Source organism: Streptomyces sp. ISL-12 (assembly GCF_018614415.1).
Classification (GTDB): domain Bacteria; phylum Actinomycetota; class Actinomycetes; order Streptomycetales; family Streptomycetaceae; genus Streptomyces.
In genome coordinates, this window is record NZ_JAGGOO010000110.1 from 1 (window position 1) to 24,497 (window position 24,497).

Genomic DNA, 24,497 nt, shown 5'->3' on the forward strand with positions numbered 1-24,497 from the left:
GTCGGCGAGTGACGACAACGCCGCAGATGCGCGTGCCAGACCCCGCGTCTGCGGCGTGATCCAAACGACAGGCCCTAGACCGCCTGGTCCCCAAATGGTCCCCAAGACATACAGCGGAGGGCCCGCCGGATTGCTCCGGCGAACCCTCCGACCTGCGACTCTCTCAAGTCGGGACGACAGGATTTGAACCTGCGACCCCTTGACCCCCAGTCAAGTGCGCTACCAAGCTGCGCCACGTCCCGTGAACTCGCAGGTCAAGCCTACCGTATGCCCGGAGTGGGGGAAGTCGCCGGCCGTCCCCCCTTGAGTGCGGCCGGCGACGTACGGTCCCCCGGGTCAGGCGGCGTCGGGCGGTGTGATGCCGAACTTGTCGGCGGCCCGCGTCAGTTCGCGCCACACCTTGGGGGCCACCGGCACGCCGTTCGCGCCGCGCTCGGCCGCCACTGCGGCGCTGCGCTCGCCGGGGTAGTACACGCCGGACGCGCCCTCCGCGACCGGCAGGCCCTTGAGGGTGTCCAGCGTGGTGTCGACGGCGCCGGTGAACTTCTCCGCGCTGCCGCCGAAGGCCGCCGGGTCGACGGCGATCAGCAGGGCGTTCTGGCGGTGCCGGCGGCCGGCCGGGTCGGCCGAGTGGAAGGAGGCGAGAATCGGCGCGCCGACCAGGACGCTGGTGAGGAGTTCGAAGGCGAGGGACATCCCCGAACCCTTGGCGCCGCCCAGCGGCAGCGGCATGACCGCCAGGGACGGGTCGGTGGTGGGGGTGCCGTTCTCGGTGGCGGCGGCGTTCTCGGGGAGCGGGGTGCCGTCGGCCCTGGCCTGGCGGATCCTGCCGAGCGCGATGGTGGCCGTCGCCATGTCGAGGAGGAACGGGGCGTGGCCGGCGGCCGGGACCGCGATCGCCAGGGGGCTGGTGGCGACGGCCGCGCCCTTGACGCCGGTGTAGCCCATGTTGGGCATGCCGGCGACCAAGCCGAGGCCCACCAGGCCCTGGTCGGCGATCCTGGAGACGTAGTAGCCGATGGCGCCGGTGTGCACGGTGCGGCGTACGCCGACGGAGGCGATGCCGAAGGCGCGGGCCCGTTCGACCGCCTCGTCGGCGGCGGCGGTCAGGGCGACCGGACCGGGGGCGCGGTCGGCGTCGATGACGGCTGCCGCCGGGGTGGTCGACTCGACCTTGAGGTCGGGGGTGGCGTTGGCCACGCCCTCGGCGAGCAGGTCGAGGTAGGCGGGGACGCGGGCCACGCCGTGCGACTCGACGCCGCGCCGGGCCGCCCAGACGAAGACGTCGGCGGTGGTGGCGGCGTGCTCGGGGCTCAGGCCCCCTTTCTCCAGGAGGGCGGCGGCGAAGGCGCGCAGGTCGTCGGCGGGGACGCGGACCTTGCCCGGCTTCGGGGCCGGGGTCGGGGTGTCGGTCATGGTGCGTAGGTCTCCTGGGTCGGTCAGCGGGTGACGAGGACGTCCACGACGGCGGTGGTGCCGTCCGCCACGGCCTTCAGGGCGCGCTCCAGGGCGGGCACGAGGGCGTCGGTGGTGTCGACGGTCTCGGTGTGCATGCCGAAGGGTTCGGCGAAGGCCGCGAGGCGGGGCAGGCGGTGCAGGTCGGTGCCGAGCCACTCGCCGGTCCCGGCGGCGGCGCCCTCGGGGTAGAAGCGGCGGTGGTTGAGGTTCATCGACTTGTAGACGCGGTTGTTGAAGACCACGATCAGCAGCGGCAGGTCGTAGCTCCTGGCCGCGTCGTACGACGGGATCACCGGGTTGTAGGCGAAGGCGCCGTCGCCGACGGTGAGGATCACGGGCCGGTCCCGGGCGGCGAGTTTGACGCCGAGGGCGACCGCGATGCCCTGGCCGAGGCCGCCTTGGACGTAGAAGTAGGAGTCGGGGGCGTCCGTGCGCAGGTGGCGTCTGACGGTCCTGCTGTGGGTGATGGTCTCGTCGACGACGATGCCGTCCTGGCCGGACAGCAGCCGCCGTAGCGTGGCGGCGACCAGGACCGGGTCCGCTCCCCGTGACTGCCCGGCCTTCGCCTCGGCGGCGGCGATCGCCTCGCGTTCGGCGGTGTGGCGTGTCTCCTGGGCCGCCCGGCGTGCGGTCACCGCGGTCTGGTCCAGGTCTTTCGCCCGCTTGGTGAGCTGGCGCAGGGTGTGCGTGACGTCGCCCTCCAGGTAGGCGTCCGCGAACAGCACCTGGTAGGCGATGTGCGGGCGCTGCGGCACCTGGTCGATGACGACGACCCTGGCCTTCGACGGCCGGCGGCTCGGCGGGTAGAACGGGGCCCGGCAGTTGACCAGGAGGATCAGGTCCGCCTCGGTCATCCACGGTCCGATGTCACTGCCGGCGTGCAGGGGGTGGGTGCGCGGGAAGTTGCCGCAGACCGCCGAGTCGGGTTCGACGACCGGGACGTGCCATGCCTCGGCGAAGGCGACGAGGGCCTCGAAGCCGCCCGCCTCGCGGCCCGCGGTCTCGGTGACGACGACCGGGTTCTCCGCCTCGCGGATCAACTGCGCCACCCGGTCGGCCTCTTCGGGCGAGGAGTGCGTGGAGCCGGGTGGCACGACGGGCTTGGCCTCGCGGCCGTCCCAGTCCTCCAGCAGGGTCTCCAGCGGGATGTCGAGGTAGGCGGGGCCGGCCGGGGCCCGCCAGGCCAGTTCCGCCGCCCGGGTGATCATCGTGGGCAGGGTGCTGATGTGCGCGGCCTCGTTGGCCCACTTGGTGAACGGCTGGGCCAGGTGGTGCGGGCCGCCCACGACGGACAGGTTGCGGTACCACTGGCCGCCCGGGTCCTGGCCGGGACCGTCGCCGTACGTGGTGGACTCCGAGGAGGCCACCACCATGGGCACCCCCGCCAGCAGCGCCCCGTGCACGGCCATGGAGCCCTGGAGCAGACCGGGGGCGGCGTGCAGGAGCACGCCCTGGGGACGGCGCCGGAGCAGTCCGTAGCCGGTGGCCATGCCGACCGCCACCGTCTCGTGGGTCAGGTCCAGGTACTCGGGGGCCGGCTCGCCGTCGCGGTGGCGGCGGGCCAGCGACTCCCACACCGGGGCCCACTCGGAGCCCGAGGAGCAGAAGAGGTAGTCGGCGCCGGCGGCGGTGAAGGCGGATACGAAGGCGTCACCGCCGTCGGCGCCCGGCTTGTTGTCGCTGTCCGTCATCTCGTCCGGTCCCTCAGCCCTCGTACGGCCAGTTCAGGACCTCGGAGATACCGCGGCCCATGATCCATTCGAGTTCCTCGGGGGTGAAGTCCCAGTGCTTGGTGAACTGCTCGATGGTGTCGGTGTAGGTGATGCCGTGGCCGAGCAGGCGGGTGATGTCGGTGCCGTAGAAGCAGCGCCGCGGGCCCATCTTGTCGACCATCTCGCGCACGTACTTCTGGATGTTGTTGTTCGGGAACGGCTGCGTGGAGTAGCCGGGCAGCGCCGACACCTTGACGTAGATGTTGGGGTGCGGGGCGAGGTCGGCGGTCTCCTGGACCCAGTAGCCGATGGCGTCGTCGACGCAGCGGGCCATGATGCCCATGTGGTCGATGATGATCTTCAGCTCGGGGTGCTTGGCGGCGATCTCGCCCAGCTCGCGCTTCCAGATGGGGGCGTGGACCATGGTCGGGACGCGGAGTTGCTCGGCGACCGGCCAGTACCAGTCGTTGGTGCCGTCGATCATCCAGTTGCGGTCCTGCGGGCGGTGGAAGGTGAGCCGGGTGCCCTTGATGTGCGGGTTCTGGGCGAAGTCCTTCAGCAGGGCCGTGCCCTCGGCCTCGTTGTCCTGCGGGACGCGGGCCATGATGCCGAAGCGGTCGGGGTGGGCCTCGCACGCTTCGAGGGCGTAGTCGATGCGGTTGCCCTCCCAGGACGGCGGGAGGATGAGGGCCCGGTTGACGCCGGCCTCGTCCATCAGCTCCAGGGCCTCTTCGTAGGAGAAGGGTTCCTCGCGGTGGCCGTTGAGGCGGATGCGCTCGCGGGCGCCCGGGACCCAGGGGCGGTCCGGGGTCTCTTCCTTCCAGATGTGGATCTGGGTGTCGACGACGAACATGTCGTGAACTCGCTTTCTCGTCGAGGGGCGCTGCGGTGGTGTGGGAGGAACGCTAGGTGGGTGCCGGGGCCTTGCAGAGAGCCCGGGGCGCAACCTGTTGTTGCGCGAAAGCGCGCGGTACGCAGGGCGTTCGCGGACCGCGTCAGGCGTCGCCGAAGACGGCGTCGGCGATGTGTTCGGCGATCGCCATGGAGGCGGTGGCGGCCGGTGAGGGCGCGTTGCGCACGGCGGTGATCCGGCCGGCCCGGTGGATGCGGAAGTCGTCCACGAGGGTGCCGTCCCGGTCCAGGGCCTGGGCGCGGACGCCCGCTCCGCCGCGCACCACGTCCTGGGCGCCGACCCCGGGGACGTAGCGTCCCGCGTCGCGCATGAACGCCGCGGTGGACAGCGAGCCGCGGTACTCCTTGACGCCGGTACGCCAGTGCTGGGCCGCCATCCTCCAGGTGCCGGGGTAGGCGGCGAGGCCGAGCAGGTCGCGCGGGGAGACCGTGGTGAGCCGGTAGCCCTCCCTGGCGAGGGCGAGGACGGCGTTGGGGCCGACCTCCACCGTGCCGTCGACGCGCGGGGTGAAGTGCACGCCGAGGAAGGGGTAGCGGGGGTCGGGGACCGGGTAGAGCAGGCCGCGCACCAGGTGGGTGCGGTCGGGCTTGAGGAGCATGTACTCGCCGCGGAACGGGACGATCCTGGGTTCTGGCCGGTCCCGGGCGAACCTGGCGACCGTGTCCGAGTGGAGGCCGGCGCAGAGGATCAGCCGGTCCGTCCTCAGGCGCCGCTCGCCGGAGGCCACCTCGATGCCGCCGGGGACCTCCGTGATGCCGGTGACGGGGAAGCCGAGCTTCACCTCGCCGCCGGAGGCGGTGATGTCCTCGGCGAACTGACGGGCGATCGCCGGGTAGTCGGTGATCGCGGTGCGCGGGGAGTGCAGGGCGGCGATGCCGCCGGCGTGGGGTTCCAGCTCCTTGATCTCGTCCCGGGAGACCTTTCTGAGGTCGGGCACGTGGTTGTCCTTGGCCCGCCGGTAGAGGGTCTCCATGCGGCCCAGCTCGTCCTCGCGGACGGCCATGACCAGCTTGCCGATCTCCCGGTAGGGCAGGCCGCGGTCCTGGCAGTACTCGCGCAGCAGCGCCACGCCGCGGACGGTCAGGTCCGCTTTCAGACTGCCGGGCGGGTAGTAGATGCCGGCGTGCACGACGCCCGAGTTGTGGCCGGTCTGGTGCAGCGCGACCCGCGGTTCCTTCTCGAAGACCACGACGCGGGTGCCGGGCCTGCGGAGCGCGATCTCGCGGCCCAGGGCCAGGCCCACGATGCCGGCGCCGACGATGCCGATCGTCTCGTCAGCCATCGGCGTCCTCCTTCGTCGAAAGCTCGTTCACGCGCCGAAGTGGACGGCGACCGTCTTGACCCGCGTGGAGAAGCGCAGGACCTCGTCGCCCTGCTCCTTGTAGCCGGTGCCGGAGTCGTGGAAGCCGCCGAAGGGCAGGTGCACGTCCCAGCCGGGCGTGGGGTGGTTGACCGCGATCTGGCCGCACTCGGCCTCGTCGGCGAAGCGGTACGCGGCGCCGAGGTCGCGGGTGAAGACGGCCGCGGCCAGGCCGTACACGGAGTCGTTCACCGCCTCGACGGCCCGGGTGAAGTCGTCGACGGCGCGGACGGCGAGGACCGGCCCGAAGACCTCGTCCCGCCAGACGGCCATCTCGGGAGTGACGTCACCGAGCACGGTGGGCCGCACGTAGCAGCCGTGCGCGCGGTCGCCCTCGGTGTCGGCGCCGCCGCCGGTGAGGACCCGGGCCCCCTCCTCGACCGCCCTGGCCAGCGCGGCGAGGACGCTGTCGCGCTGCCGGGGGCCGGACAGCGGGCCCGTCGTCGTCGCCGGGTCGGTGCCCGGGCCGACCCTCAGCTTCTCCACCTCCGCGACCAGCAGCCTCGTGAACTCCGCGTGCACCGGCCGCTCGACGACGACCCGGCTGGTGGCGGTGCAGCGCTGGCCGGCCTGGCCGAAGGCGGCGGCGGCGACGGCCCGCGCGGCGGCCGGCAGGTCGGCGTCCCTCAGCACGACGGAGGCGTTCTTGCCGCCCAGCTCGCCCTGGAAGCGGACGTTGCGGTCGGCGAGGCGGCGGCGGAGCCGGTCGCCGACCTCGTTGGAGCCGGTGAAGGTGACGCCGGCGATCCGCGGGTCGTCCAGGAGCGCCTCCTCGATCTCCGGCGTCCGGCCGGTCACCACGTTCAGCACCCCGGCCGGCAGGCCCGCGTCGTGCAGGGCGCGGGCGAAGCGCAGGCCGGACAGCGGGGTGTCGGTGGCCGGCTTGAAGACGGCCGCGTTGCCGGTGGCGAGCAGCGGGGCGAGCTTGCGGGCCGGGGTGATCAGCGGGTCGTTCCAGGGGCTGATGACCAGGAGCACGCCGACGGGCTCGCGCTGGGTGTGCGTACGGGTGTCGGGGCGGGCGTCGTGCAGGAGGGTGCCGTAGCCCTGGCGGGCGAGGCCGGCGTAGTAGTCGAGGAAGTCGGCGGCCTTGCCGGCCTCGCCGCGGGCCTCGGTCAGGGTCTTGCCGTTCTCGGCGGTGACGTCGGCGGCGATCTCGTCGAGCCGTTCGCGGATCAGCCGGGCGGCGCCGGTGAGGACGCGGGCCCGCTCGAAGGGGCTGGTGCGCTTCCAGCCGGTGAAGCCCCGCTCGGCGTGGTCGTAGGCGCGGGTGACGTCCTTGGCGGAGAGGGCCGGGACCCGGGCCACGGGGGTGCGGACGTCGGCCGGGTCGTGGACGTCGATCCACTCGCCGGTCGTCACCCACTCCCCGCCCAGGAGTGTTTCCAGGGTGCGCATCAGATCACTTCCTTCGTCGGCCGCGGCACAGGGGGGCGCGGTCAGCGGGTCGGCCGTGCGGGCCGGAAGCGACGACACACCATGCCGGGGCCGGCCCACCAGCCCCGCGGCGGCAGGCATTGCTTGCGCCGCGCGCGGGCCGGGCGGGGGGCGATCCACGCACGATCCATGCTGGAATCTGCCGTCGGGACGGTGCGCCCGGACACCGTCCCGAGCCGAGGAGGGACCGCTCATGGCCTACGCAGTCGTCGCCCACTACCGCTGCGCGCCCGCCGACGCGGAAGCGGTGCGCGCCGCGCTGCTGAGGGCGCGGGAGGCGACCCGCGCCGAGTCGGCGAACCTCGCCTACGACGTGCACGCGGTGGCGGACGAACCCGGCGGCTTCCTGCTGTACGAGCGGTACGAGGACGCCGCCGGGTTCCAGGCGCACAAGGCGGCCCCGCACTTCGAGGAGCAGATCGTCAAGGCCGTGTGGCCGCTGCTGACGGACCGGTCGGTGACCTTCGCCGAGGTGCTGTGACGGGCGGAGATCTCAGGTAGGTACCAACTTCCCTGCCGCCCTGTGGTGTTGGAGGTGTCCGTGCTAAGTTCCCGGCCATCCCTGGCGACCGCACACCCACGGGGGCGTGGATGGCGAACGGTGAACTCCACGGGTACGGGCCGCTGCTGGACACCTTCGTGCCCCGGGCGGTCGGCCTGGACGCGCGGGGCAAGGGCACCCGGCCCGGCTGGCCCGGCGGCGCCCCGGTCATCAGGATCTACGGAGGGCGCGGGACGGGCCGGACGGCGGTGTGCCAGGCCCTGCACGACCGGTACGTCAACCGGCTGCACGTCGCCAAGTGGCCCGCGACCGACCGGGCGGTCCCGGCCGTGGCGCCGCCGGCGGACGGCGCGGGCCTGCTCGCCTCCCGCCCGCTGGCGGCCCTCGCCTGGCTGGTCCACGAGCTGAACGCCGGCGTGCCGAGGTTCGGGCGCATCGCGTTCCCCCGGTTCACCTGTGCCGTACTGGCCGTCGTCACCCTGGAGGAGTCGGCGCCGCGGGCCGACCCGGACGGTCCGAGCCCGGCCGAGCTGGCGACGTTCCAGCGGCAGCGGCAGGACCTGGAGCAGGCGCTGGAGGACTCGGCCGGCGAACCCGCCGTACGGGAACGCTTCGGTGCCCTGGTGGACGCGACGGTCCCGCTGCTGCGGTGGATCCCGGTGCTGGCGCCGCTGGAGGACCTGGTGCGGGAGCTGCTGCGCCAGGCCCGTCGGGGCCGCGGCGGCCAGGGGCTGGACGCGGCGGCGCTGCGGTGGTGGGACGAGCGGCCGCTCGGCGTCCCGGGCACCGGGATCGAGAAACTGCTGCGGTACGCGCAGCACCTGGGCTTCGAGCTTCCGGCCCCCGCCCGCGACGACCTGGAACGGCGGCTGGCCGCGGCGTTCTTCGCCGACATCGACGCCTACTACCGGGCCTGGCACTTCTTCACCCGCCCGCTGCCCCTGGTCGTCCTGGACGACACGCACACCCCCACCGGCGAGCGCCTGTTCGACCTGCTGCTGACCGCGTACGCCGAGGCCGCGGGGCCGGACGCCGGCCGGGGCGCGGACGTCAGCCGTCCCGTGCTCGTCAGCACCCGGCTCGGCGCGGGCCCCGGCGGGGCACCGGGCCGGGACCGGCACCCGGCCGACGTGACGAGGATCGGCACGCTCGCCTGGGAGAGCCCGCGGGGACGGTCACCCGACGCCTGGCAGCTGTGGCTCAGGGCGCCGGCGCTGCGGACCGCGGACATCGCGGCCGCCCTCGGCACGGGCTGCCCCCGGGGGCTGCCCGATGTGACCGGGCAGATCAGCGCCGGCCGCGCGGGCCTGGCCCGGCCGCTGATCGACGCCGCCCGGCAGGACCTGCGCCGCGGCCGGGACAGTGTGCTGCGCCGGTGCGCGACCGAGGGCCTGGGCCGCGCGCTGCTCGGCCTCCCCCCGGCGGGCCCGGCCGAGGAGGCGAGCGTCGCGGACGTACTGCTGCACTACCTGGTGCCCGAACGGTCGCTGATCGAGCCCCTGCTGCCCTGGGCCGTGGCGCTGCGCCTCGACGACGTACGGCGGCTGCCGGGGCCCGGGGACGGCGAGGAGCCGGCTGGGGACCGGGTGCGGGCCTTTCTGCGGGCCGGGCACTGGGACCGGTCCCCCTGGGCGGGCGAGGCGGGCTTCGTGCCCCCGGTCGGCGACCGGACCCTGCGCGAACTGCTGCTGCACCGGCTGCGGGCCGAGTGCACCCCCGCCCGCCGGGGGCCCGACGCCTTCGCGTACTGGACACGGCTGCACTCGGCCGCCGCCGCCCACTACGGCCGGGCCGCCGCCGACGACGACCGGGACGCGCTGATCGCCCGGCTCCACCACACCCTGGCCCTGGGACACCGTGAGGAGGCCGTGGCCGGACTGCATCAACTGTTCGGCACCGACGACCGGCGCTCCTGGCTGGCCGCCGTGCAGTTCGTCTGCGCGGCCCCCCGGCCCCCGGACGGCTACACGGAGCAGCACCCGGAGGGGCCCGGTTACTGCCCGGCCTGTCCCGGGCCGCGTCCCGACGGCCGGCACCGGGCCGTCGCGGCGCTGGTGACCCGCCTCCAGGACCTGTCCACGCTCTCCTCCCTCTACACGGACGACCCGGACAGCCCGGACAACCGGCTGCGCCAGTTGCTCAGCGGCTTCGACATCGCCTACGACGACCAGGACATCGCCACCGTGGAGGCCGCCCGGCTCTGGCCGGCGCTGCTCGCCCAGGGGCGGCGCGTTCCCGAACTGCCCGTTCCGGCCGAGCGAAGGGACCACTGACGTGCCGGCACCCGAGTTCTGGCCCGGATGGCTGCTGTTCGGCGGGGCGAGCGCGCTCGTCGTCGCCGTGGCACTGGTCCTGTGGTGGGTGTGGCACGCCGGTGTCGACCACCGCGTCCGCAACGCCGTCGCCGCCGTCTGCGCCGTCGTCGCGGGCGGCGCGGTGGCCGTCGTCTGCTGGACGGCCGCGCTGCCGGACTACTGCCAGAGCGGAAACGAACGGCTGGTCCGGGAGGACGGCCAGTGTGTGGGGATCAGCGACGGCGGCTATGTGTTCGACGACGCCCTCGCCGCCGTGTCCGCGCGGATCGAGGAACTCAACGACCGTGTCGAGCAGGGCGACACGCCGTACGCCACCATCGCCCTGATGATCCCCATGACGCCCGGCGAGGAGAGCGCGGCGGACCGCGCCCAGTTGCTGCGCGAGGTCCAGGGTGCCTATCTCGCGCAGTACCGGGCCGACGTGGTGGCCCCGGAGGACGTGCCCGTCCGGCTCGTCCTCGCCAACCCGGGCCGGGACCTCGAACACGGCCGGCGGGTGGCCGACTGGCTCGCCGAGATGGCCGCCTCCGACGAGGACCGGCTGCGGGCGGTGTTCGGGTTCAACCTCAGTGTCCAGGAGAACGCCGACACCATCGGCTATCTCACCCGGGAGAAGAAGATCCCGGTGGTGGGCGGCCCCATCACCGCCACCGGTCTCGCCGACGGCGGGAAGACGCCGTACCCCGGCCTGGTGAAGGTGGTGCCGTCCAACCACGACCAGGCGCGGGCACTGCGGCACTACCTGGACGAGGACGACACGAAGTCCTTCCTCATCGAGGACATCAGCGGCACCGACCTGTACGCGAAGTCCCTGCGGGAGGCGTTCCGCGAGGTCACCAGGAACGCGGCGAGCGGCCCGGAGCAGTACGACGCCCAGCGGGTGACCAACAACGACTTCCAGCAGATGGTGAACAACATCTGCGACTCCCGGGCCACCACCCTGTACTTCGCCGGACGGCCGGCCGCGCTCGCCCAGCTGATCAACGCGCTGGGCCGGCGCGGCTGCACCGACCGGCATCTGACCCTCGTCACCGTCTCCGGGGCGTCGACCATCACCCTGGAGCCGAGCCTCGACTGGGGCGCGCTCACCCGGGGCAAGGGCCTGACCGTGGAGTACGCCACCATCACCCACCCGGACGTGTGGGCGGCGGGCGGCAGCCCCGCGCCGCCCTCGACCGGCGGCTCGCCCGCGGACCTCGCGAAACTGACCGGGCTGCTGGAGCCGGACGCCGCGCACGATCCGGGGGACATCGGCGCCACCGACCTCTCCGACGGGCGCACCATCACCATGTACGACTCGGCGCTGACCGCCATCACCGGCATCGAGAACCGGGTGACCGAGAAGGGCGAGGTGCCGGATCTCGCGGCCATCGGGGAGGCGTGGCGCCGGCTGCACGGCGTGCACAGGGTGCCCGGGGCGAGCGGGTGGATCTGCCTGAGCGGCGACGGCACCCCGTACGACAAGGCGGTGGCGATCGTCCGGCTGGTGGCCGAGGGCGGCGAAGGGCCCGGCGGGCACCTCGCCTACCAGGGGGTGGCGTGGCCGACCGGCCGGCCGCTGACCGCCGAGCGGTGTCTGAACACCAAGGGCTGAGCCGGTCCCCTTCCCCGCGCCGTCAGAACTCGTTGCCCCAGCAGTAGCGCGCGATCGTCTCCACGAGCACCAGTTTGCGGCGCTGGTCCTCGGCGGTCAGCAGCGGCCGCGCCGCGACGTCCGCGAAGCCCCGGGACGGGGACACGGCCGCGTCCTCCAGGTCGGCGAACGCCTCCAGCGGGTCGATGCGGGACATCACCGTGTCGATGTCCTCCAGTGCCGGAACGGTCGCGTCGACCACGCCCAGGCAGAAGTCCCGCCCCTCGGGCAGCGCCCGCACCAGGTCCGTCTCGGCCGCGGTGCCCTGGTCGAAAGGGAGCACCCAGCGGTCGGCGGGAAGGCCGGCGTACATCCGCTCGGCGCGGGCGCGGTCCACGGCGGCCGGTGCCGCCCAGCCCGGGGCCACGGCGACGCGGACGCCCTCGGGCCGCTCGGCCGGCCGTACGGCCTGCGCGTCCACTGCGAGGGCGTCGTCGAAGGACAGGGCGCCACCGGGGGCCGGTTCGGTCCCGGCCTGGCCGAGCAGGAGCGGGTTGTTGAGCTGGATCAGGCGGACGCCGCCGGCGACCAGCGCGGCGATCTCCGCCCGCACGATCTCCGCGAGGGCCTCGCCGAGTTCGCGGGCGGAGGAGATGCCGAGGCCGGGTTGGTACGTGGTGGCCGCGAGGTACGCCGGGGAGGGCAGGGACACCTTCGGGGCGATCAGGGTCAGCTCGCTCAGCCGGGCGGCCCGGTCGGCGAGCGGCGGGCCGTCCGCCTTCGGCAGGGACTCGGCGACCCAGCGGACCAGACCGTCGGGGCCCGTCTCGTCGGTACGGCGGAACCCGGTGACGCGGTCGAGGACGGCACCGCGGAAGTCCTCGCACGGGAAGTCGCCGTCGGTGACGACGGTGGAGCGCAGCTTGCGCTGGTCGACGACGGCCTCGGCGACCGCGTCCGCCACGGAGTCCGGGTCGTCGCGCACGAGGCCGGCCGGGCGGACCAGGCTGCCGTGGTGGTCGATGCGGTAGTTGTACGTGTCCGCCATGGTCAGCTCTCCTTCGGGGAGCCGGCGACACCCCAGGCCGCGAACTCCAGCTCGTAGCCGAGGGATGCGAGCACCTCGTCGGCGATGGTCTGGTCCTCCTCGGCGGTGCCGCCGGCGACGCCGAGGCCGCCGATGACCTCGCCGTCCTTCTTGATGGTGACGCTGCCGTCGGTGGCCATGATGGGCAGGGCGGCGCCGGGGAGCTGGGAGAGCTGGGAGAAGAAGACGGGCTGGCTCTCCTGCCACTTCTTCAGCATCCTGCCGGGGCGCTGCATCACGGCGGCGGTGTAGGCCTTGGCGCGGGCGATGTCGGGGGTGAGCGGGCGGGCGCCGTCGGAGCGGCGGACGGCGACGACGAAGCCGCCGGCGTCGACGACGGCGACGCTCACCGCCTTGCCGACGCCCTGCGCGCGCTTGAACGCGGCGGCGATGATCTCCTCGGCGGCGTCGAGGCTGATACTGCTCATAGGGCGGCTTCCTCCGGGGCGGTGAGGGTGCGGCGCAGCCGGGCGACAGCGGCGTTGTAGGGCCCGGGCGTCTCCCAGTACATGGAGTGCGGGGCGCCGGGGACGATCTCCAGGTGGGAGCCGGGCAGCAGTTCGTGAGCGCGGGTGACGGTCTTGACGCCGAGCACCGCGTCCTTCTCACCGGCCAGGAAGGCGACCTTGACGCCGGCCTGCTGGATCTCGTCCAGGGTCGGGCCGTCGGTGTCGAGGTTGCGCAGGTCCTGCATCCTGGCCACGTTGAACGTGCCCATCTGCTGGAACAGGAAGGTGAGGTCGGCGCGTTCGGTCTGGAACGCCTTGGTCAGCAGCCGGTCGACGACGGGCAGCTTGACGGCCTCGGCGCGGTCGGCGGCGGCCAGTTCCCGCAGCTCGGGGTGGCCGATGCCGCCGAGGGAGTGGCCGAGGACGACGGAGGAGACCCGGTCGGGGCGCATGAGGCCGGCGCGCAGGGCGGCGACGGAGCCGATGGACTGGCCGACCAGCATGACGTCGGTCAGATCCTCCTTGTCGAGGACCGCGAGCACGTCACCGGGGAAGTCCTGGCCGTCGAACTCGGGCATCGAGCTGTCGGACTTGCCGAAGCCGCGCAGGTCGAAGGTGACCACGGTGAACTCGTCACGCAGGGCTGCGACCTGTTGCCACCAGATGGCGTGGTGGCCACCGCTGCCGTGCACGAACATGATCGCCGGGCCGCTGCCGTGGCGCTCGTAGTAGACGGCGGTGCCGTCGGAGTCGGCGAAGGGCATGGGATGCAACTCCTCAGCAGCAGCGGTCAGTTGGGGCGCTTGGCGTGGTGGACCAGCTCGATCATGGTGTGGTCGGGGTCGTGGATGTAGCAGAACTTGGACTGGTTCTCGGGGCGCTGAACGGGCCGGGTGTGCCGGATGCCCAGCTCCTTGAGGTGGGCGAGGAACTCGTCCCAGTCGTCGACCTCGACGGCGAAGTGGTAGGGCGCCATGCGCTCCATCTCCTCGACCGGGGTGAAGTGCAGGTCGAAGGTGCCGCGGGTCATCAGCACCACGCGGGTGTTGGACTTGGGCATGATCCGCTTCATGCCGAAGACCTTGGCGTACCACTCGGCGGTCCGGTCGGGGTCGGTGGTGGGGAAGTTGACGTGGTGGATGTAGCGGGGTGCTGCGCTCATGAGTCGTTCCCTTCCAGGTGTACGGGGTTGGAGAGCGTGCCGATGCCGCTGATGCCGACCTCGACGGTGTCACCGGGTTCGAGCGGGCAGACGGACTCGGCACCCATCCAGAGCACGTCGCCGGGGTGCAGGGTGATGTGCCGGGTGATCTCGACGATGTAGTCGTACGGGTCGAAGACCATGTCGCCGGTGGCGAACTCGGCCCGGGTGACGCCGTTGACGCGCAGGGTGGTGGTCTGCGCGAGGGCGTCGACGTCGGTCTCGATCCAGGGGCCCATCGGCTTGAAGGTGTCGCTGTTCTTGCCGCGCCAGAGGGTGCGGTCCTGGTGCTGCCAGGTGCGGGCGCTGATGTCGTTGCCGACGGTCCAGCCGAAGACCGCCTTGCGGGCCTGGTCGTGGGTGGCGTGCCTGAGGGTGCGGCCGATGACGGCGACGAGTTCGGGTTCGGCCTCGAAGCGGCCGGTGACCTCGGCCGGTTTCACGATCGGCGTGAGGTGGCCGGTGAGTGCGTTGTTGGCCCGGTAGCCGACTTCGGGGCGCTCGGGCGTCGGCACCCCGGCGTGGGCGATGTGCCGGGGGTAGTTCAGGCCGACGGCGTAGAAGACGGGCGGGACGACGGGCGGCAGCCAGTGGGCGCCCTCGCGGGGCACGGTGCCGACGACGTCGATGCCGGTCCCTTCGAGCGGGGAGCCGGACAGCAGCTCGATGTCCCGCTCCCCCACGCGGCCCCACACCGCCTGTCCGCCGACCGCGACGCGCGCGTACCTCATGGCACCAGCAGGTGGGAGACGCGCTTGGTGATCAGGTAGGCGTCGAGTGCCTCGGGGCCGCCCTCACGGCCGTAGCCGCTGTCCTTGACGCCGCCGGAGGGGGCCTCGTGGACGGAGCCGCCGCAGTGGTTGACCGACAGGATGCCGGCCTCCAGCTCGGCGGAGAGCCGCTCGGCGGTGGCGGCTGAGTCGGTGAAGCCGTAGGCGGCCAGCCCGTACGGCAGGCTGTTCGCGAGCGCGAGCGCCTCGTCGAGGTCGTGGAAGGCGACGATCGGCGCGAGCGGGCCGAACGGCTCCTCGCTCAGCAGCTCCGCGTCCTCGGGTACGCCGGTGATGACGGTCGGCGCGAAGAACCAGCCGGGGCGGTCCAGGCGTTCGCCGCCGGTGCGGATCTCGGCGCCGTGGGCGACGGCGTCGGCGGTGAGGCGCTCCATGGCCTTGAGGCGACGCTCGTTGGCGAGCGGGCCCATGGTGGTGGAGGCGTCCAGCCCGTCGCCGACCGTGACCGCCTCGGCGGCCTTGACGAACTCGGCGGTGAACTCCTCCACGAGCGACGCGTGGACCAGGAAGCGGCTGGGCGAGGTACAGACCTGGCCGGCGTTGGCCCACTTGGCCCGGGCAGCCGTGCGGGCGGCCGTCACGGGGTCGGCGTCGGCGCAGACGATCACCGGGGCGTGGCCGCCCAGCTCCATCAGGGAGGGCTTCATGACCTGGCCGGACCTGGCGGCGAGGAGCTTGCCGACCGGGACGGAGCCGGTGAAGGCGACCAGGCGGGTCACCGGGGAGGCGATGAGGTGCTCGGAGACCTCGGCGGGTTCACCGAAGACGAGGTTGAGGACGCCGGGCGGCAGGCCCGCGTCGGCGTAGCAGCGGACCAGTTCCATGGCGCTGGCCGGGGTCTCCTCGGACGCCTTGATGACGAGGGAGCAGCCGGCCGCGAGGGCGGAGGAGATCTTGCGGTTGGGGCCGCCGACGGGGAAGTTCCACGGGACGAACGCCGCGACGGGGCCGATGGGTTCGCGGCGCACGGTGAGGACGGTGCCGGGGTCGGTGGGGATGATGCGGCCGTAGGCGCGGCGGGCGTCGTCGGCGTGCCAGCGCAGGGTGGCGGCGGTGCGGCGGGCCTCGCCGGTGGACTCGCGCAGCGGCTTGCCCTGTTCCCGGGTGGCGGTCCGGCCGATCTCGGCGGCGCGCTCGGCGATCAGATCGGCGGCGGTGTGCAGGATGCGGGTGCGCTCGGTGACCGGGGTCGCGCGCCACACCTGGAAGCCCTGCGCCGCCGCGTCGAGCGCGCGGTCCAGGTCGGCCGTGGTGGCCAGCGGGACGTCGCCGATCACCTCTTCGGTGGCGGGGTTCACGATCGGGGCGGTACGTCCGGTCTCGCCCTGGCACCACTCGCCCGCGATGTACATGCGGACGGCGGGGTGGCCGTGGTCGGTGGTCATGGGTGGGTGCCCTCTCGAAAGGGTTTCAGGACGCGGGGGCGTCCTGGTCTCGGTTGGTGCGCAGGGCCCAGATGTGGTGCGGCGGGGTGGTCTCGTGCACGCGGGTCTCGTACGTGTCGTCGACCCGGTCCATGTCTGCCGCGTACTCGACCCGGCCGCCGCAAGGGGCGTGCAGGAAACGGAAGACGTTGGAGCCGACGGTGTGGCGGCCCAGCCTGCGGGCTTCCCGCCAGCCCCGCTCGATCATGTAGTTGCCGCCCTCGATCACGTCGTCGAAGCCGGGCACCTCGTAGGCGATGTGGTTCACGCTGACGCGGTCGGGGCGGTGGCAGAGCAGCATGGTGTGCTGGTCGTCGTCGCCGGGGGCCCGCATGAAGACGCCCATGGGCTCGACGACGTCGGTGGGGCGGAAACCGAGGAGGCCGGTGTAGAAGGCGACGGCCTCGTCCTTGCCCTTCTTGGCGATGTTGAGGGCGACGTGGCACATGCGCAGCGGGTGGGCGCGGGTGAGCGGCTCCAGCGGCTCGTTCCAGCGGTGGACGCTGCCGTAGGTGTTGGTGCGACGGGGTTCGACGGTGACCTTCCTGGGCCGGGCGAGGGTGAGGCCCACGCCGAAGCCGCTTCTGTCGACGGTGTGGTGGACGCCGTCGGCGGTGGTGCGGACCCGGTGGTCGCGGGCGACGGCGGTCACCAGTCGGTCCAGTTCCTCCCGGGTGTCGACGCCCCAGACGACCTCGCGCAGGGTGGGGCCGTCCTCCACCGGGGGCGGCAGGTGGGGGCCCGGGTCGGTGTCCAGGTGGAGGGTCTGTCCGGTGAGCGTCTCGAACACCGCGTGTTCGTCGGTGCGTTCCACCAGGAAGAGACCGAAGTCCTCGAAGAACCGGACGCATGCGCCGAGGTCGTCGACGCTGTGGGTGACCGACTCGATGCGCTGGATTCCCATGGCTTCCTCGTTTCCGTCTCGCCTGGTGAGCGTAGGTTTCGCGGGGGCGGGGCCTCAATGGCCCGGGGGCCGCCGGGTGCGCAACCCTTTCTTGCGCCGCCGGCACGGTCGAAGCCGCGGCGGGCGCGGCCCGGCGCTCAGGGCCGGGCGGCGGTGATCGGGTGCCGGGAGAACCAGTCGGCGAGGAAGTCCAGGAAGACGCTCACCTTGCGCGGGGTGTCCCGGCCGGGGCCGTAGATCGCGTAGAGCGGGCGGTCGGGGACGGCCAGTTCCGGCAGCAGCACTTTCAGAGCGCCGGCGGCGATGTCGTCGTGGACCGGGCGCTGGGGCAGCAGGGCGAGGCCCCGGCCGTGCACGGCGGCCTTCTGCAGGGCGATGTAGGAGTTCGACGAGAAGACGATGTTGCGGATCTTGTGCAGGGTGCTGGCGTGGCCGTGGCCGATCCGCCAGACCGGGTCGTTGACGTGCACCAGGCAGTCATGATGGGCGATGTCGTTGGGGTGCGTCAGGTCCCCGTGCCGCTCGATGTACTCCTCGGAGGCGCACAGCACGAAGGGCAGCGAGGAGATCTTCTTCAGGCGGACGCTGGAGTCCCGCAGGTCGCGGGTGTGGAAGGCGATGTCGAATCCGCTGTCCAGGAAGTCGTAGGTGCGGTCCGACATGCCGCCCAGTTCGAAGCGGATGTGGATCTTGGGATGGGCGGCGGAGAAGGCGGCGATGGCGTCGCCGAGGTCCAGGCTGCCGATCCATTTGGGGCAGATGACGCTGAGGGTGCCCTCGGCACGGTCGTGGAGCTGGGCGATGCCGGCGTCCTCGGCCTCGATCTCGTCCAGGATGCGGGCGGCGAACTCCGCGTAACGGCGACCCGGTTCGGTCAGGCTGACCGAACGGGCGGTGCGGTTGACCAGGCGGACCCCCACCTGGCGTTCCAGCTCCGCGACGTGCCGGGAGACCAGGGAGCCCGACGACCCGAGTTTCTTGGCGGCTCCGCTGAAACTGCCGACCTGGGCGACGGTGACGAGGCTGTGCATGAGGAGCAGACGGTCCATGTTTCCCTCCGAAGGCCGCTCCCCGCCCGACCGGCGGCGCGGGGCGGGGAGCAAGGGCCCGTCGCGCCGTCGGCCCGCCCCGGTGGCGGGTCCACGGGGCAGGCCGGACGTGCGGCGGGCGGGATGTGCGCGGCTCGTGCGGTGAGGCTTGTGCGGGTGCGGCTCGTGCGGGTGGCTCGTGCGGTGAGGGGGCGCCGGTTCCCGGTGGGGGGCCTACTTCGGGCAGTACTGCGGAGCCTCGCTCAGGTTGTCCTTCGTGACCAAGACAAGAGGAATGTCAGAGATCTTGTCAACACCTTGTGCCTTGCCGAGCAGGCCGATCGTGCTCTTCACGGCGGTCTGTCCGATGGTCATCGCCGAGTTGGCGACGGTGGCGGCCAGGCGGCCGTCCTCGACCGCGGCGATGCCGTCCTCCGTGCCGTTCACCGAGACGATCTTCACGTCCTCGGCGCCGGCGGCGTCGAACGCCTTGCGCACCGCGAACGCCATCTCCTCGTTGGCGACGAAGGCGTAGTCCAGGCCGGGATGGGCCTGGATCATGTTCTCGGCGACGTCCTGCGCCTTGGCCGGGTTGAACATGCCGGGCTGGTCGGCGACGACCTTCGCGGTCTTCGGCAGGGCGTCCTTGAAGCCGCCGACCAGCAGGTCGGAGGCGGCGCCCGGGGCACCGGCGACCACGCCGACCGTCACGTCCTTGCCGGCGGCGTCCTTCGCGATCCATCCGGCGTCCAGCGCGCCGACCTTCTTGAGGTCGACCACCGCGGCGCCGAGCACGTCGTCCATGTCGGAGGTGGCGACCGAGGTGAGGTAGATCGGGATGCCCGCGTTCTTGGCCTTGGCTATGTCGCCCTCCAGGGCGTCGACGTTGACCGTCTGCACGATCAGGGCGTCCACATTGCGGGAGATCATGTCCTCGATGTTGGACAGCTCGGTCCCGGCGTCCTGTTTGGAGTTGGCCGAGTAGACCGTGGCGTCCTGCGCCTCGGCCTCCTGCTCGACCGCCTTGAGCAGACAGGAGTGGAAGTGGGTGTTGGAGCCGTTGACGAACCCGAGGGAGACGGAGCCTTCGGCGGCGCCCCCGCTGTCGTCGCCGGAACCGCATCCGGCGAGCACCAGGGCGGCGGCGCCGACGAGGGAGGCCGCGACGGTGCGGCGTGAGCGGACGGAGTTCATGGGTCGAACCTTTCCTGCGTCGTCGAAGAGAAGGTGCGTGCGTGGGGGCTGCGCCGGGAGCGGGGGGGGACGCGCGAAGGTGACGGGTTGGGCCGGGAGCGGGGGCAACGGGCGAAGGCAAAACGCTGCGCCGGGAACGGGGGGACGCGCGAAGGCAAAACGCTGCGCCGGGAACGGGGGGACGCGCGAAGGCAAAACGCTGCGCCGGGAACGGGGGGACGCGCGAAGGTGAAGGGCGTACGCCGCGACGCGCCGCTAATGCCCCGGTGCGGACCTGCGCTGGAACTCGTTGATGACGGCCGCCACCAGCAGCACCCCGCCGGTGACGACGAGCTGGTAGTTGCTGTCGACCTGGAGCAGGTTCAGCGCGTTGCCGACCACACCCAGCAGGATCACGCCGAAGACGGTACCGACGATCGTGCCGTGGCCGCCGGCCAGCGAGGTGCCGCCGATGACCACCGCGGCGACGGCGGTCAACTGGGTCTGGAGCCCGGCGGTGTTGGGCGCGGCGGCGCCGAGCCGGGAGAGCAGCATCAGGCCGGCCAGACCGGCGAGCACCCCGGCGAGCGCGTACAGGGCGAGCTTGCGCCGGTCGACGTCGATGCCGCTGAGGCGGGCGACGTGCTCGTTGCCGCCCATCGCGAACGCGTCCCGCCCGAAGGTGGTGAACCGCAGGGTGACCCCGGTCAGCGCCAGCACCAGCACGGCCACCACCGTCAGGTACGGCACACCGGCGACCTCGTCGTTGCCGAGCGCGGACATCTTGTCGCCGGTGGTGACGCTCATGCCGTCCAGGACCAGCAGGGCGACACCGTCCAGGAGCATCGCCGAGGCAAGGGTGGCGACGAACGGGGCGACCCGGGTGAAGGTCACCACCAGCCCGTTGACCAGGCCGATCAGGGTGGCCAGGGCGAGACAGACGACGACCACGGCGGACGTGGACCAGCCGCCGTCCAGCAACTGGGCGCCCACACACAGGGTGACGGCCGCGTTGGAGCCCATGGAGAAGTCCATGCCGCCGGCGGTCATCAGCAGGGTCAGACCCGCCGCGATGACGGCGTTGACGCTGACCTGGCGCAGCACGTTGAGCAGGTTCTGCGAGGAGGTGAAGGCGTCCGCCTGCACGGCGGTGAACACACAGACCAGGATCAGTACGAGAATCAGGCCGCCGTGCGGGACGCGCAGCAGGTTCCGGGCGCCGGGGCGGGAGTCCGCCCGGCCGGGCGGGCCGTCGGCCGTGACGTCCGGGGCGGCGGAGGGGGTCTTGAGGCTCACTGCGGTTGACCTCCGAGTGCGGTCGCGACCAGTTCGTCGCGGGTGATGGCGTGGATGTCGTGCTCGGCGACGGTGCGGCCGGCGCTCACCACGACGACCCGGTCGGCCAGGCGCATGACCTCCTCGGCGGAGGAGGAGGCGAGCAGGACGGCCACACCGCGGGCGGCGAGGCCGTCGACGAGGGCGTGGATGTCGGCCATGGCGGCGACGTCCACCCCGTTGGTGGGGTCCTCCAGGAAGCAGGCGACCGGCTCGGTCTCCAGCCACTTGCCGAGCAGCACCTTCTGCTGGTTGCCGCCGGACAGCGCGCCGACCGGCGGGTTGCCGGAGAGGGCGACGACGCCGTAGGCGGTGCGGACGGGCGCGGCGCGGCGGGCGAGGTGGGCGGCACGGTGCAGCCGGCGGCGGGCGAAGCGGTCGCCGGCCAGCATCAGGTTCTCGTCCACGGTCATGCCCTGGACCAGGCCGAGGGAGCGGCGGTCCCCGGTGACGCAGCGCAGGCCGCTGGCGAGGGACGCCTTGACCTTGCCGAAGGGCACGGGGCGGCCGTCGACGCGGACCTCGCCGGCATCGGGGCGGCGACGGCCCGACAGCAGGTCGAACAGGCGGGACTGGGCGTCGCCGGCCGGGCCGAGGACGGCGACGATCTCGCCCTTGCGGACCTCGACGGTGAAGTCGCGGACGGCGCGGCCGTCGGTCAGTCCGCGCACGACCAGCCCGTGGTCGTCCTCGGGCTCCGGGCGCTCGGGGCGGGTGGAGACCACGTCCCGGCCGGCCATGGCCCGTACCAGCGAGGCGGGGTCCAGTTCGGCCACCGGGGCGCTGCGCACCAGGGCGCCGTCGCGCAGCACGGTGACCCGGTCGGCGAGGGACATCACCTCGTCGATGTAGTGCGAGATGTAGACGACGGCGACGCCCTCGTCCCGCAGCCGGCGCACCAGGGCGCGGACCCGCCCGGCGTCCCGGGCGCTGAGGCAGGCGGTCGGCTCGTCCAGGATCAGCACCCTGCCGCCGCGCCGGACCTCGCGGGCGACCTCGACCATGGTCTGCTCGGCGACGGTGAGGGTGCCCGCGACCCGGTCGACGTCGATGTCGATGCCGAGGCCGGTGAGCGCGGCCCTCGCCTGGGCGCGGACCGCCTTCCAGCGCACGGCGCCGGCCCGGGTGGGCAGGTCGCCCAGCATGACGTTCTCGGCGACGGTGAGCCCCATCGCCAGTTCGCGGCGCTGCGGCACCGAGGAGACGCCGAGCCCGCGGGCCTTGCGCACGGTGAGTCCGGCGTGCCGCTCGCCGCCCACCTCGACGGTGCCGCCGTCGGGCCGGTGGACGCCGCTGAGGACCTGCACCAGGGTGGACTTGCCGGCACCGTTCATGCCCATCAGGGCGTGGATCTCACCGGGGTACAGGTCGAGGTCGACGCCCTTGAGGGCGGCGGCCCCGCCGAAGCTCTTGGTGACGCCCCGTACCCGCAGCACGGCCCGCACACCGGTACCCGTCGGGTCCAGTACGGCGCTCACGGCCGGGCCCCGTCGCCGTCGGGGGCGACCCGGCCGTAGCCGCGGACGTCGGGGAAGGGCGGCTCCTTGTCGGGCTGGAGGTCCACCTGGAAGGTGTTGAGGCACATGCCGAGCATGGTGAAGTTGCCGAGCGCGCCGATGGTGTTCACCAGACCCTTGCTGCCGAAGTGCGCCTGGGCCGCGGCGAAGGTGGCGTCGGTGACGAAGTGGTCCTCCAGGACCTCCTTGCAGAACCGGTAGAACGCCTGGTCGGCGTCGTTGCCGAAGACCGCCTCGCGCTTCTCGGCGATGGCCTTGACGGCCGCCTCCGGGACACCGGCCTCGATCGCCTGGTGGACGTGCGCGTTCCAGGAGTACTGCGCGTCCCAGTTGCGGGCCGCCAACAGCAGCGCCAACTCCCGCAGGTGTTTCGGCAGGCCGCAGTCGAACCGGGCGAACGCGCCGAGCGACTCGGCCCGTTCGCACATCTCCGGGCTGTGCAGCCAGACCCGGAAGGGGCCGCGGACCGCGCCGCGGCGTCCGGCGATCCGCGCGGCCAACTCCCGCTGCCGCTGGTCCATTTCCTCTTCGGTGAGAACGGGGAGCCTCATCCGGCCGACACCTGCCTTTTCTTTCCGGCGCGTTTCCCGGGCGGGTCGAAAGGCCCGCGGTGACAGGTGACGGTACAGCCGGGCCGTTGCGGCACACCCCTTGCGGAACGCAACGTAAAACTGCACGCCCGAGGGCACCGGTTCGCGCCCGCGCGACCTAACGTCGTCCGGCGCAGGACCTCGACCGGAGAGGAACCCCCACGATGACCACCATCGTCAAGGCCGCGTCCGTCCCCCCGCTCGACCGGGGTGGTGCCGTGGTGACCACCCCCCTGATCACCACCCCGTCGGCCGGCGGTGAGAACCGCATCACCAGTGGCATGAGCGTGTACCCGGTGGGTTCCGGGGCGCCGCTGCACTCGCACAACTGCGACGAGCACGTGACCGTCCTCGACGGGGAGGCGGAGGTGTGGGTCGACGGTGAGGTGACGAAGCTGGAGCGGTTCGACACCACCTACATCCCTTCCCCCGTCCCCCACCTGTTCCGCAACGTCGGCGACACTCCGCTGCGCATCCTGTGGGTGTACTCCTCGGGCCATGTGACCCGTACGTTCACGGAGACCGGCCAGACGGTGGAGCACCTGTCGGACGAGGACCGGATGGGCAAGGACTGACCCACGGGCCGATGCGCCGATGCGGCTGATGCAGGTGATGCGGCGGCTGATGCGGCTGATGTGACGAATCACATCGCGAGACACGCTTGCATCATGCACCTGACCAGGCGTTGTCTCGCACGGTGAGTACCGAACGAACCGAACACCACGACACCGCGGCGAGCGCGACCACCGCGGCCACCGGTGACCGCTCCGCACGGCGTGCCGTCACCGTCTTCCCCGTACTGGTCCTCCTCGCCGGCGCCCTCGGGCTGCTGCTCCCTGGCAGCTTCGCCGGCTGGAGCGAGGGGGTGCCCTATCTGCTGGGCGTCGTGATGTTCTGCATGGGCGTCACCATGACCCCGGAGGACTTCCGCGGGGTCGCCAAGCGGCCCTGGGCGGTGGCGCTCGGACTGGTCGCGCACTACGTCATCATGCCGGGACTCGGCTGGGCCATCGCCCACCTCCTCCACCTCTCCCCGCAGCTCGCCGCCGGGGTGATCCTGGTCGGCTGCGCCCCCAGCGGCACGGCCTCCAACGTGGTCACCTACCTGGCGCGCGGCGACGTGGCGCTGTCCGTCTCCGTCGCCACCGTCTCCACGGTGCTGGCCCCGCTGATCACCCCGCCGCTGACACTGCTGCTGGCCGGCGAGTACCTGCCGGTCGACGCCGGTTCGATGGTCACCGACATCCTCAAGACGGTGCTGCTGCCGGTCCTGGCCGGCATCGTCGTCCGGCTGGTCGCGAGCCGGTGGGTGACCCGGGCGCTGCCGGTGCTGCCGTGGCTCTCCGCGCTGACCATCGCCGTGATCGTGGCCGTGGTGGTGGCGGGCAGCGCCGACGCCATCAAGTCGGCCGCCCTGCTGGTGTTCGTCGCCGTGGTGCTGCACAACGGCCTGGGCCTGGCGCTGGGGTACGGCGCGGGCCGGCTGGGCCGGCTCGGCGAAGGCGGCAGCCGCGCCATGGCCTTCGAGGTCGGCATGCAGAACTCCGGGCTCGCCGCCTCGCTGGCCACCGCCCACTTCAGCCCGCTGGCCGCGCTGCCGGCCGCGGTCTTCTCCGTCTGGCACAACATCTCCGGCGCGCTGGCCGCCGCCTGGCTGTCCCGCCGTCCCCGCTGAGTCACCCCCCTGTACGTCACCGCCCCGGTCCGCAGCATGATGTGGGCCGGGGC

Annotated in this window: 22 protein-coding genes and 1 tRNA gene; 5 read left to right on the forward strand and 18 right to left on the reverse strand. The window is 72.7% G+C overall.

Features of this window, described 5'->3' with window-relative positions; all coding sequences use genetic code 11:
• Window positions 1-168: 168 nt before the first annotated feature.
• The 6 genes from J7I94_RS27695 to J7I94_RS27720 form a co-directional block, all read right to left on the reverse strand.
• A tRNA-Pro gene (locus J7I94_RS27695) sits at window positions 169-242 on the reverse strand.
• A 94-nt stretch (window positions 243-336) separates the two neighbouring features.
• Complete coding sequence (locus J7I94_RS27700; protein WP_215171228.1) at window positions 337-1,416, reverse strand: Ldh family oxidoreductase; 1,080 nt, start codon at window positions 1,414-1,416, stop codon at window positions 337-339.
• Window positions 1,417-1,439: 23 nt separating this feature from the next.
• Window positions 1,440-3,149: a thiamine pyrophosphate-dependent enzyme gene (locus tag J7I94_RS27705; RefSeq protein WP_215171229.1), complete on the reverse strand. Its 1,710-nt coding sequence runs from the start codon at window positions 3,147-3,149 to the stop codon at window positions 1,440-1,442.
• A gap of 13 nt (window positions 3,150-3,162) precedes the next feature.
• Window positions 3,163-4,023, reverse strand: a complete 861-nt coding sequence (locus tag J7I94_RS27710) for an amidohydrolase (protein WP_215171230.1) — start codon at window positions 4,021-4,023, stop codon at window positions 3,163-3,165.
• A gap of 142 nt (window positions 4,024-4,165) precedes the next feature.
• Entirely contained in the window at window positions 4,166-5,365 is a 1,200-nt protein-coding gene (lhgO, locus tag J7I94_RS27715) for an L-2-hydroxyglutarate oxidase (RefSeq protein WP_215171232.1), read from the reverse strand.
• 27 nt (window positions 5,366-5,392) lie between these two features.
• Window positions 5,393-6,841, reverse strand: a complete 1,449-nt coding sequence (locus tag J7I94_RS27720; protein WP_215171234.1) for an aldehyde dehydrogenase — start codon at window positions 6,839-6,841, stop codon at window positions 5,393-5,395.
• Window positions 6,842-7,073: 232 nt separating this feature from the next.
• Between J7I94_RS27720 and J7I94_RS27725 the strand changes: the two genes are divergently transcribed.
• The 3 genes from J7I94_RS27725 (at window position 7,074) to J7I94_RS27735 (ending at window position 11,291) form a co-directional block, all read left to right on the forward strand.
• Window positions 7,074-7,361 (forward strand): putative quinol monooxygenase, encoded by a 288-nt coding sequence (locus J7I94_RS27725; RefSeq protein WP_215171236.1) that lies wholly within the window; start codon window positions 7,074-7,076, stop codon window positions 7,359-7,361.
• 110 nt (window positions 7,362-7,471) lie between these two features.
• Entirely contained in the window at window positions 7,472-9,655 is a 2,184-nt protein-coding gene (locus tag J7I94_RS27730; protein WP_215171238.1) for a hypothetical protein, read from the forward strand.
• Between the two features lies 1 nt (window position 9,656).
• Window positions 9,657-11,291 (forward strand): ABC transporter substrate-binding protein, encoded by a 1,635-nt coding sequence (locus tag J7I94_RS27735; RefSeq protein WP_215171240.1) that lies wholly within the window; start codon window positions 9,657-9,659, stop codon window positions 11,289-11,291.
• Between the two features lie 22 nt (window positions 11,292-11,313).
• Here the strand turns inward: J7I94_RS27735 and J7I94_RS27740 are convergent, their stop codons facing one another.
• From J7I94_RS27740 to J7I94_RS27795, 12 genes are all read right to left on the reverse strand, one after another.
• On the reverse strand, window positions 11,314-12,318 hold the full coding sequence (locus tag J7I94_RS27740) for a methionine synthase II (cobalamin-independent)-like protein (protein WP_215171242.1): 1,005 nt from the start codon (window positions 12,316-12,318) through the stop codon (window positions 11,314-11,316).
• 2 nt (window positions 12,319-12,320) lie between these two features.
• Window positions 12,321-12,785 carry a heme-binding protein gene (locus J7I94_RS27745; RefSeq protein ID WP_215171244.1) on the reverse strand — a complete coding sequence of 155 codons (465 nt, stop codon included), beginning with the start codon at window positions 12,783-12,785 and terminating at the stop codon, window positions 12,321-12,323.
• A complete protein-coding gene (locus tag J7I94_RS27750; RefSeq protein ID WP_215171246.1) occupies window positions 12,782-13,570 on the reverse strand; it encodes an alpha/beta fold hydrolase in 789 nt (262 codons plus the stop codon). The genes J7I94_RS27745 and J7I94_RS27750 overlap by 4 nt, the downstream gene beginning before the upstream one ends.
• Window positions 13,571-13,596: 26 nt before the next feature.
• Entirely contained in the window at window positions 13,597-13,968 is a 372-nt protein-coding gene (locus J7I94_RS27755; protein ID WP_215171248.1) for a VOC family protein, read from the reverse strand.
• On the reverse strand, window positions 13,965-14,738 hold the full coding sequence (locus J7I94_RS27760) for a fumarylacetoacetate hydrolase family protein (protein ID WP_215171250.1): 774 nt from the start codon (window positions 14,736-14,738) through the stop codon (window positions 13,965-13,967). Before J7I94_RS27760 ends, J7I94_RS27755 begins: the two co-directional genes overlap by 4 nt.
• Window positions 14,735-16,183: an NAD-dependent succinate-semialdehyde dehydrogenase gene (locus J7I94_RS27765; RefSeq protein WP_215171252.1), complete on the reverse strand. Its 1,449-nt coding sequence runs from the start codon at window positions 16,181-16,183 to the stop codon at window positions 14,735-14,737. The genes J7I94_RS27760 and J7I94_RS27765 overlap by 4 nt, the downstream gene beginning before the upstream one ends.
• 25 nt (window positions 16,184-16,208) lie before the next feature.
• Window positions 16,209-17,126 (reverse strand): VOC family protein, encoded by a 918-nt coding sequence (locus tag J7I94_RS27770; protein ID WP_215171253.1) that lies wholly within the window; start codon window positions 17,124-17,126, stop codon window positions 16,209-16,211.
• Between the two features lie 137 nt (window positions 17,127-17,263).
• Window positions 17,264-18,175, reverse strand: coding sequence for a LysR family transcriptional regulator (locus tag J7I94_RS27775; RefSeq protein WP_215171255.1), 912 nt, complete (start codon window positions 18,173-18,175; stop codon window positions 17,264-17,266).
• Window positions 18,176-18,388: 213 nt separating this feature from the next.
• On the reverse strand, window positions 18,389-19,348 hold the full coding sequence (locus J7I94_RS27780) for a sugar ABC transporter substrate-binding protein (protein ID WP_215171257.1): 960 nt from the start codon (window positions 19,346-19,348) through the stop codon (window positions 18,389-18,391).
• 255 nt (window positions 19,349-19,603) lie between these two features.
• Entirely contained in the window at window positions 19,604-20,623 is a 1,020-nt protein-coding gene (locus J7I94_RS27785) for an ABC transporter permease (RefSeq protein ID WP_308114722.1), read from the reverse strand.
• Window positions 20,620-22,140, reverse strand: a complete 1,521-nt coding sequence (locus tag J7I94_RS27790) for a sugar ABC transporter ATP-binding protein (RefSeq protein ID WP_308114723.1) — start codon at window positions 22,138-22,140, stop codon at window positions 20,620-20,622. The genes J7I94_RS27785 and J7I94_RS27790 overlap by 4 nt, the downstream gene beginning before the upstream one ends.
• Window positions 22,137-22,700 carry a carboxymuconolactone decarboxylase family protein gene (locus tag J7I94_RS27795; RefSeq protein WP_215171440.1) on the reverse strand — a complete coding sequence of 188 codons (564 nt, stop codon included), beginning with the start codon at window positions 22,698-22,700 and terminating at the stop codon, window positions 22,137-22,139. Before J7I94_RS27795 ends, J7I94_RS27790 begins: the two co-directional genes overlap by 4 nt.
• 233 nt (window positions 22,701-22,933) lie before the next feature.
• Here J7I94_RS27795 and J7I94_RS27800 point away from each other — a divergent pair, with 233 nt between their 5' ends.
• Both J7I94_RS27800 and J7I94_RS27805 read left to right on the forward strand, forming a co-directional pair.
• Window positions 22,934-23,344 (forward strand): cupin domain-containing protein, encoded by a 411-nt coding sequence (locus J7I94_RS27800; protein ID WP_215171259.1) that lies wholly within the window; start codon window positions 22,934-22,936, stop codon window positions 23,342-23,344.
• Between the two features lie 122 nt (window positions 23,345-23,466).
• Window positions 23,467-24,444 (forward strand): bile acid:sodium symporter family protein, encoded by a 978-nt coding sequence (locus J7I94_RS27805; RefSeq protein WP_215171261.1) that lies wholly within the window; start codon window positions 23,467-23,469, stop codon window positions 24,442-24,444.
• Window positions 24,445-24,497 lie beyond the last annotated feature (53 nt).

Coding starts and splice junctions, on each gene's coding strand:
- J7I94_RS27780 (WP_215171257.1), bottom strand. CDS start 19,348: ATGAACTCCGTCCGCTCACGCCGCACCGTCGCGGCCTCCCTCGTCGGC.
- J7I94_RS27725 (WP_215171236.1), top strand. CDS start 7,074: ATGGCCTACGCAGTCGTCGCCCACTACCGCTGCGCGCCCGCCGACGCG.
- J7I94_RS27800 (WP_215171259.1), top strand. CDS start 22,934: ATGACCACCATCGTCAAGGCCGCGTCCGTCCCCCCGCTCGACCGGGGT.
- J7I94_RS27760 (WP_215171250.1), bottom strand. CDS start 14,738: ATGAGGTACGCGCGCGTCGCGGTCGGCGGACAGGCGGTGTGGGGCCGC.
- J7I94_RS27775 (WP_215171255.1), bottom strand. CDS start 18,175: ATGGACCGTCTGCTCCTCATGCACAGCCTCGTCACCGTCGCCCAGGTC.
- J7I94_RS27700 (WP_215171228.1), bottom strand. CDS start 1,416: ATGACCGACACCCCGACCCCGGCCCCGAAGCCGGGCAAGGTCCGCGTC.
- J7I94_RS27770 (WP_215171253.1), bottom strand. CDS start 17,126: ATGGGAATCCAGCGCATCGAGTCGGTCACCCACAGCGTCGACGACCTC.
- J7I94_RS27720 (WP_215171234.1), bottom strand. CDS start 6,841: ATGCGCACCCTGGAAACACTCCTGGGCGGGGAGTGGGTGACGACCGGC.
- J7I94_RS27750 (WP_215171246.1), bottom strand. CDS start 13,570: ATGCCCTTCGCCGACTCCGACGGCACCGCCGTCTACTACGAGCGCCAC.
- J7I94_RS27755 (WP_215171248.1), bottom strand. CDS start 13,968: ATGAGCGCAGCACCCCGCTACATCCACCACGTCAACTTCCCCACCACC.
- J7I94_RS27705 (WP_215171229.1), bottom strand. CDS start 3,149: ATGACGGACAGCGACAACAAGCCGGGCGCCGACGGCGGTGACGCCTTC.
- J7I94_RS27710 (WP_215171230.1), bottom strand. CDS start 4,023: ATGTTCGTCGTCGACACCCAGATCCACATCTGGAAGGAAGAGACCCCG.
- lhgO (WP_215171232.1), bottom strand. CDS start 5,365: ATGGCTGACGAGACGATCGGCATCGTCGGCGCCGGCATCGTGGGCCTG.
- J7I94_RS27740 (WP_215171242.1), bottom strand. CDS start 12,318: ATGGCGGACACGTACAACTACCGCATCGACCACCACGGCAGCCTGGTC.
- J7I94_RS27745 (WP_215171244.1), bottom strand. CDS start 12,785: ATGAGCAGTATCAGCCTCGACGCCGCCGAGGAGATCATCGCCGCCGCG.
- J7I94_RS27795 (WP_215171440.1), bottom strand. CDS start 22,700: ATGGACCAGCGGCAGCGGGAGTTGGCCGCGCGGATCGCCGGACGCCGC.
- J7I94_RS27765 (WP_215171252.1), bottom strand. CDS start 16,183: ATGACCACCGACCACGGCCACCCCGCCGTCCGCATGTACATCGCGGGC.
- J7I94_RS27730 (WP_215171238.1), top strand. CDS start 7,472: ATGGCGAACGGTGAACTCCACGGGTACGGGCCGCTGCTGGACACCTTC.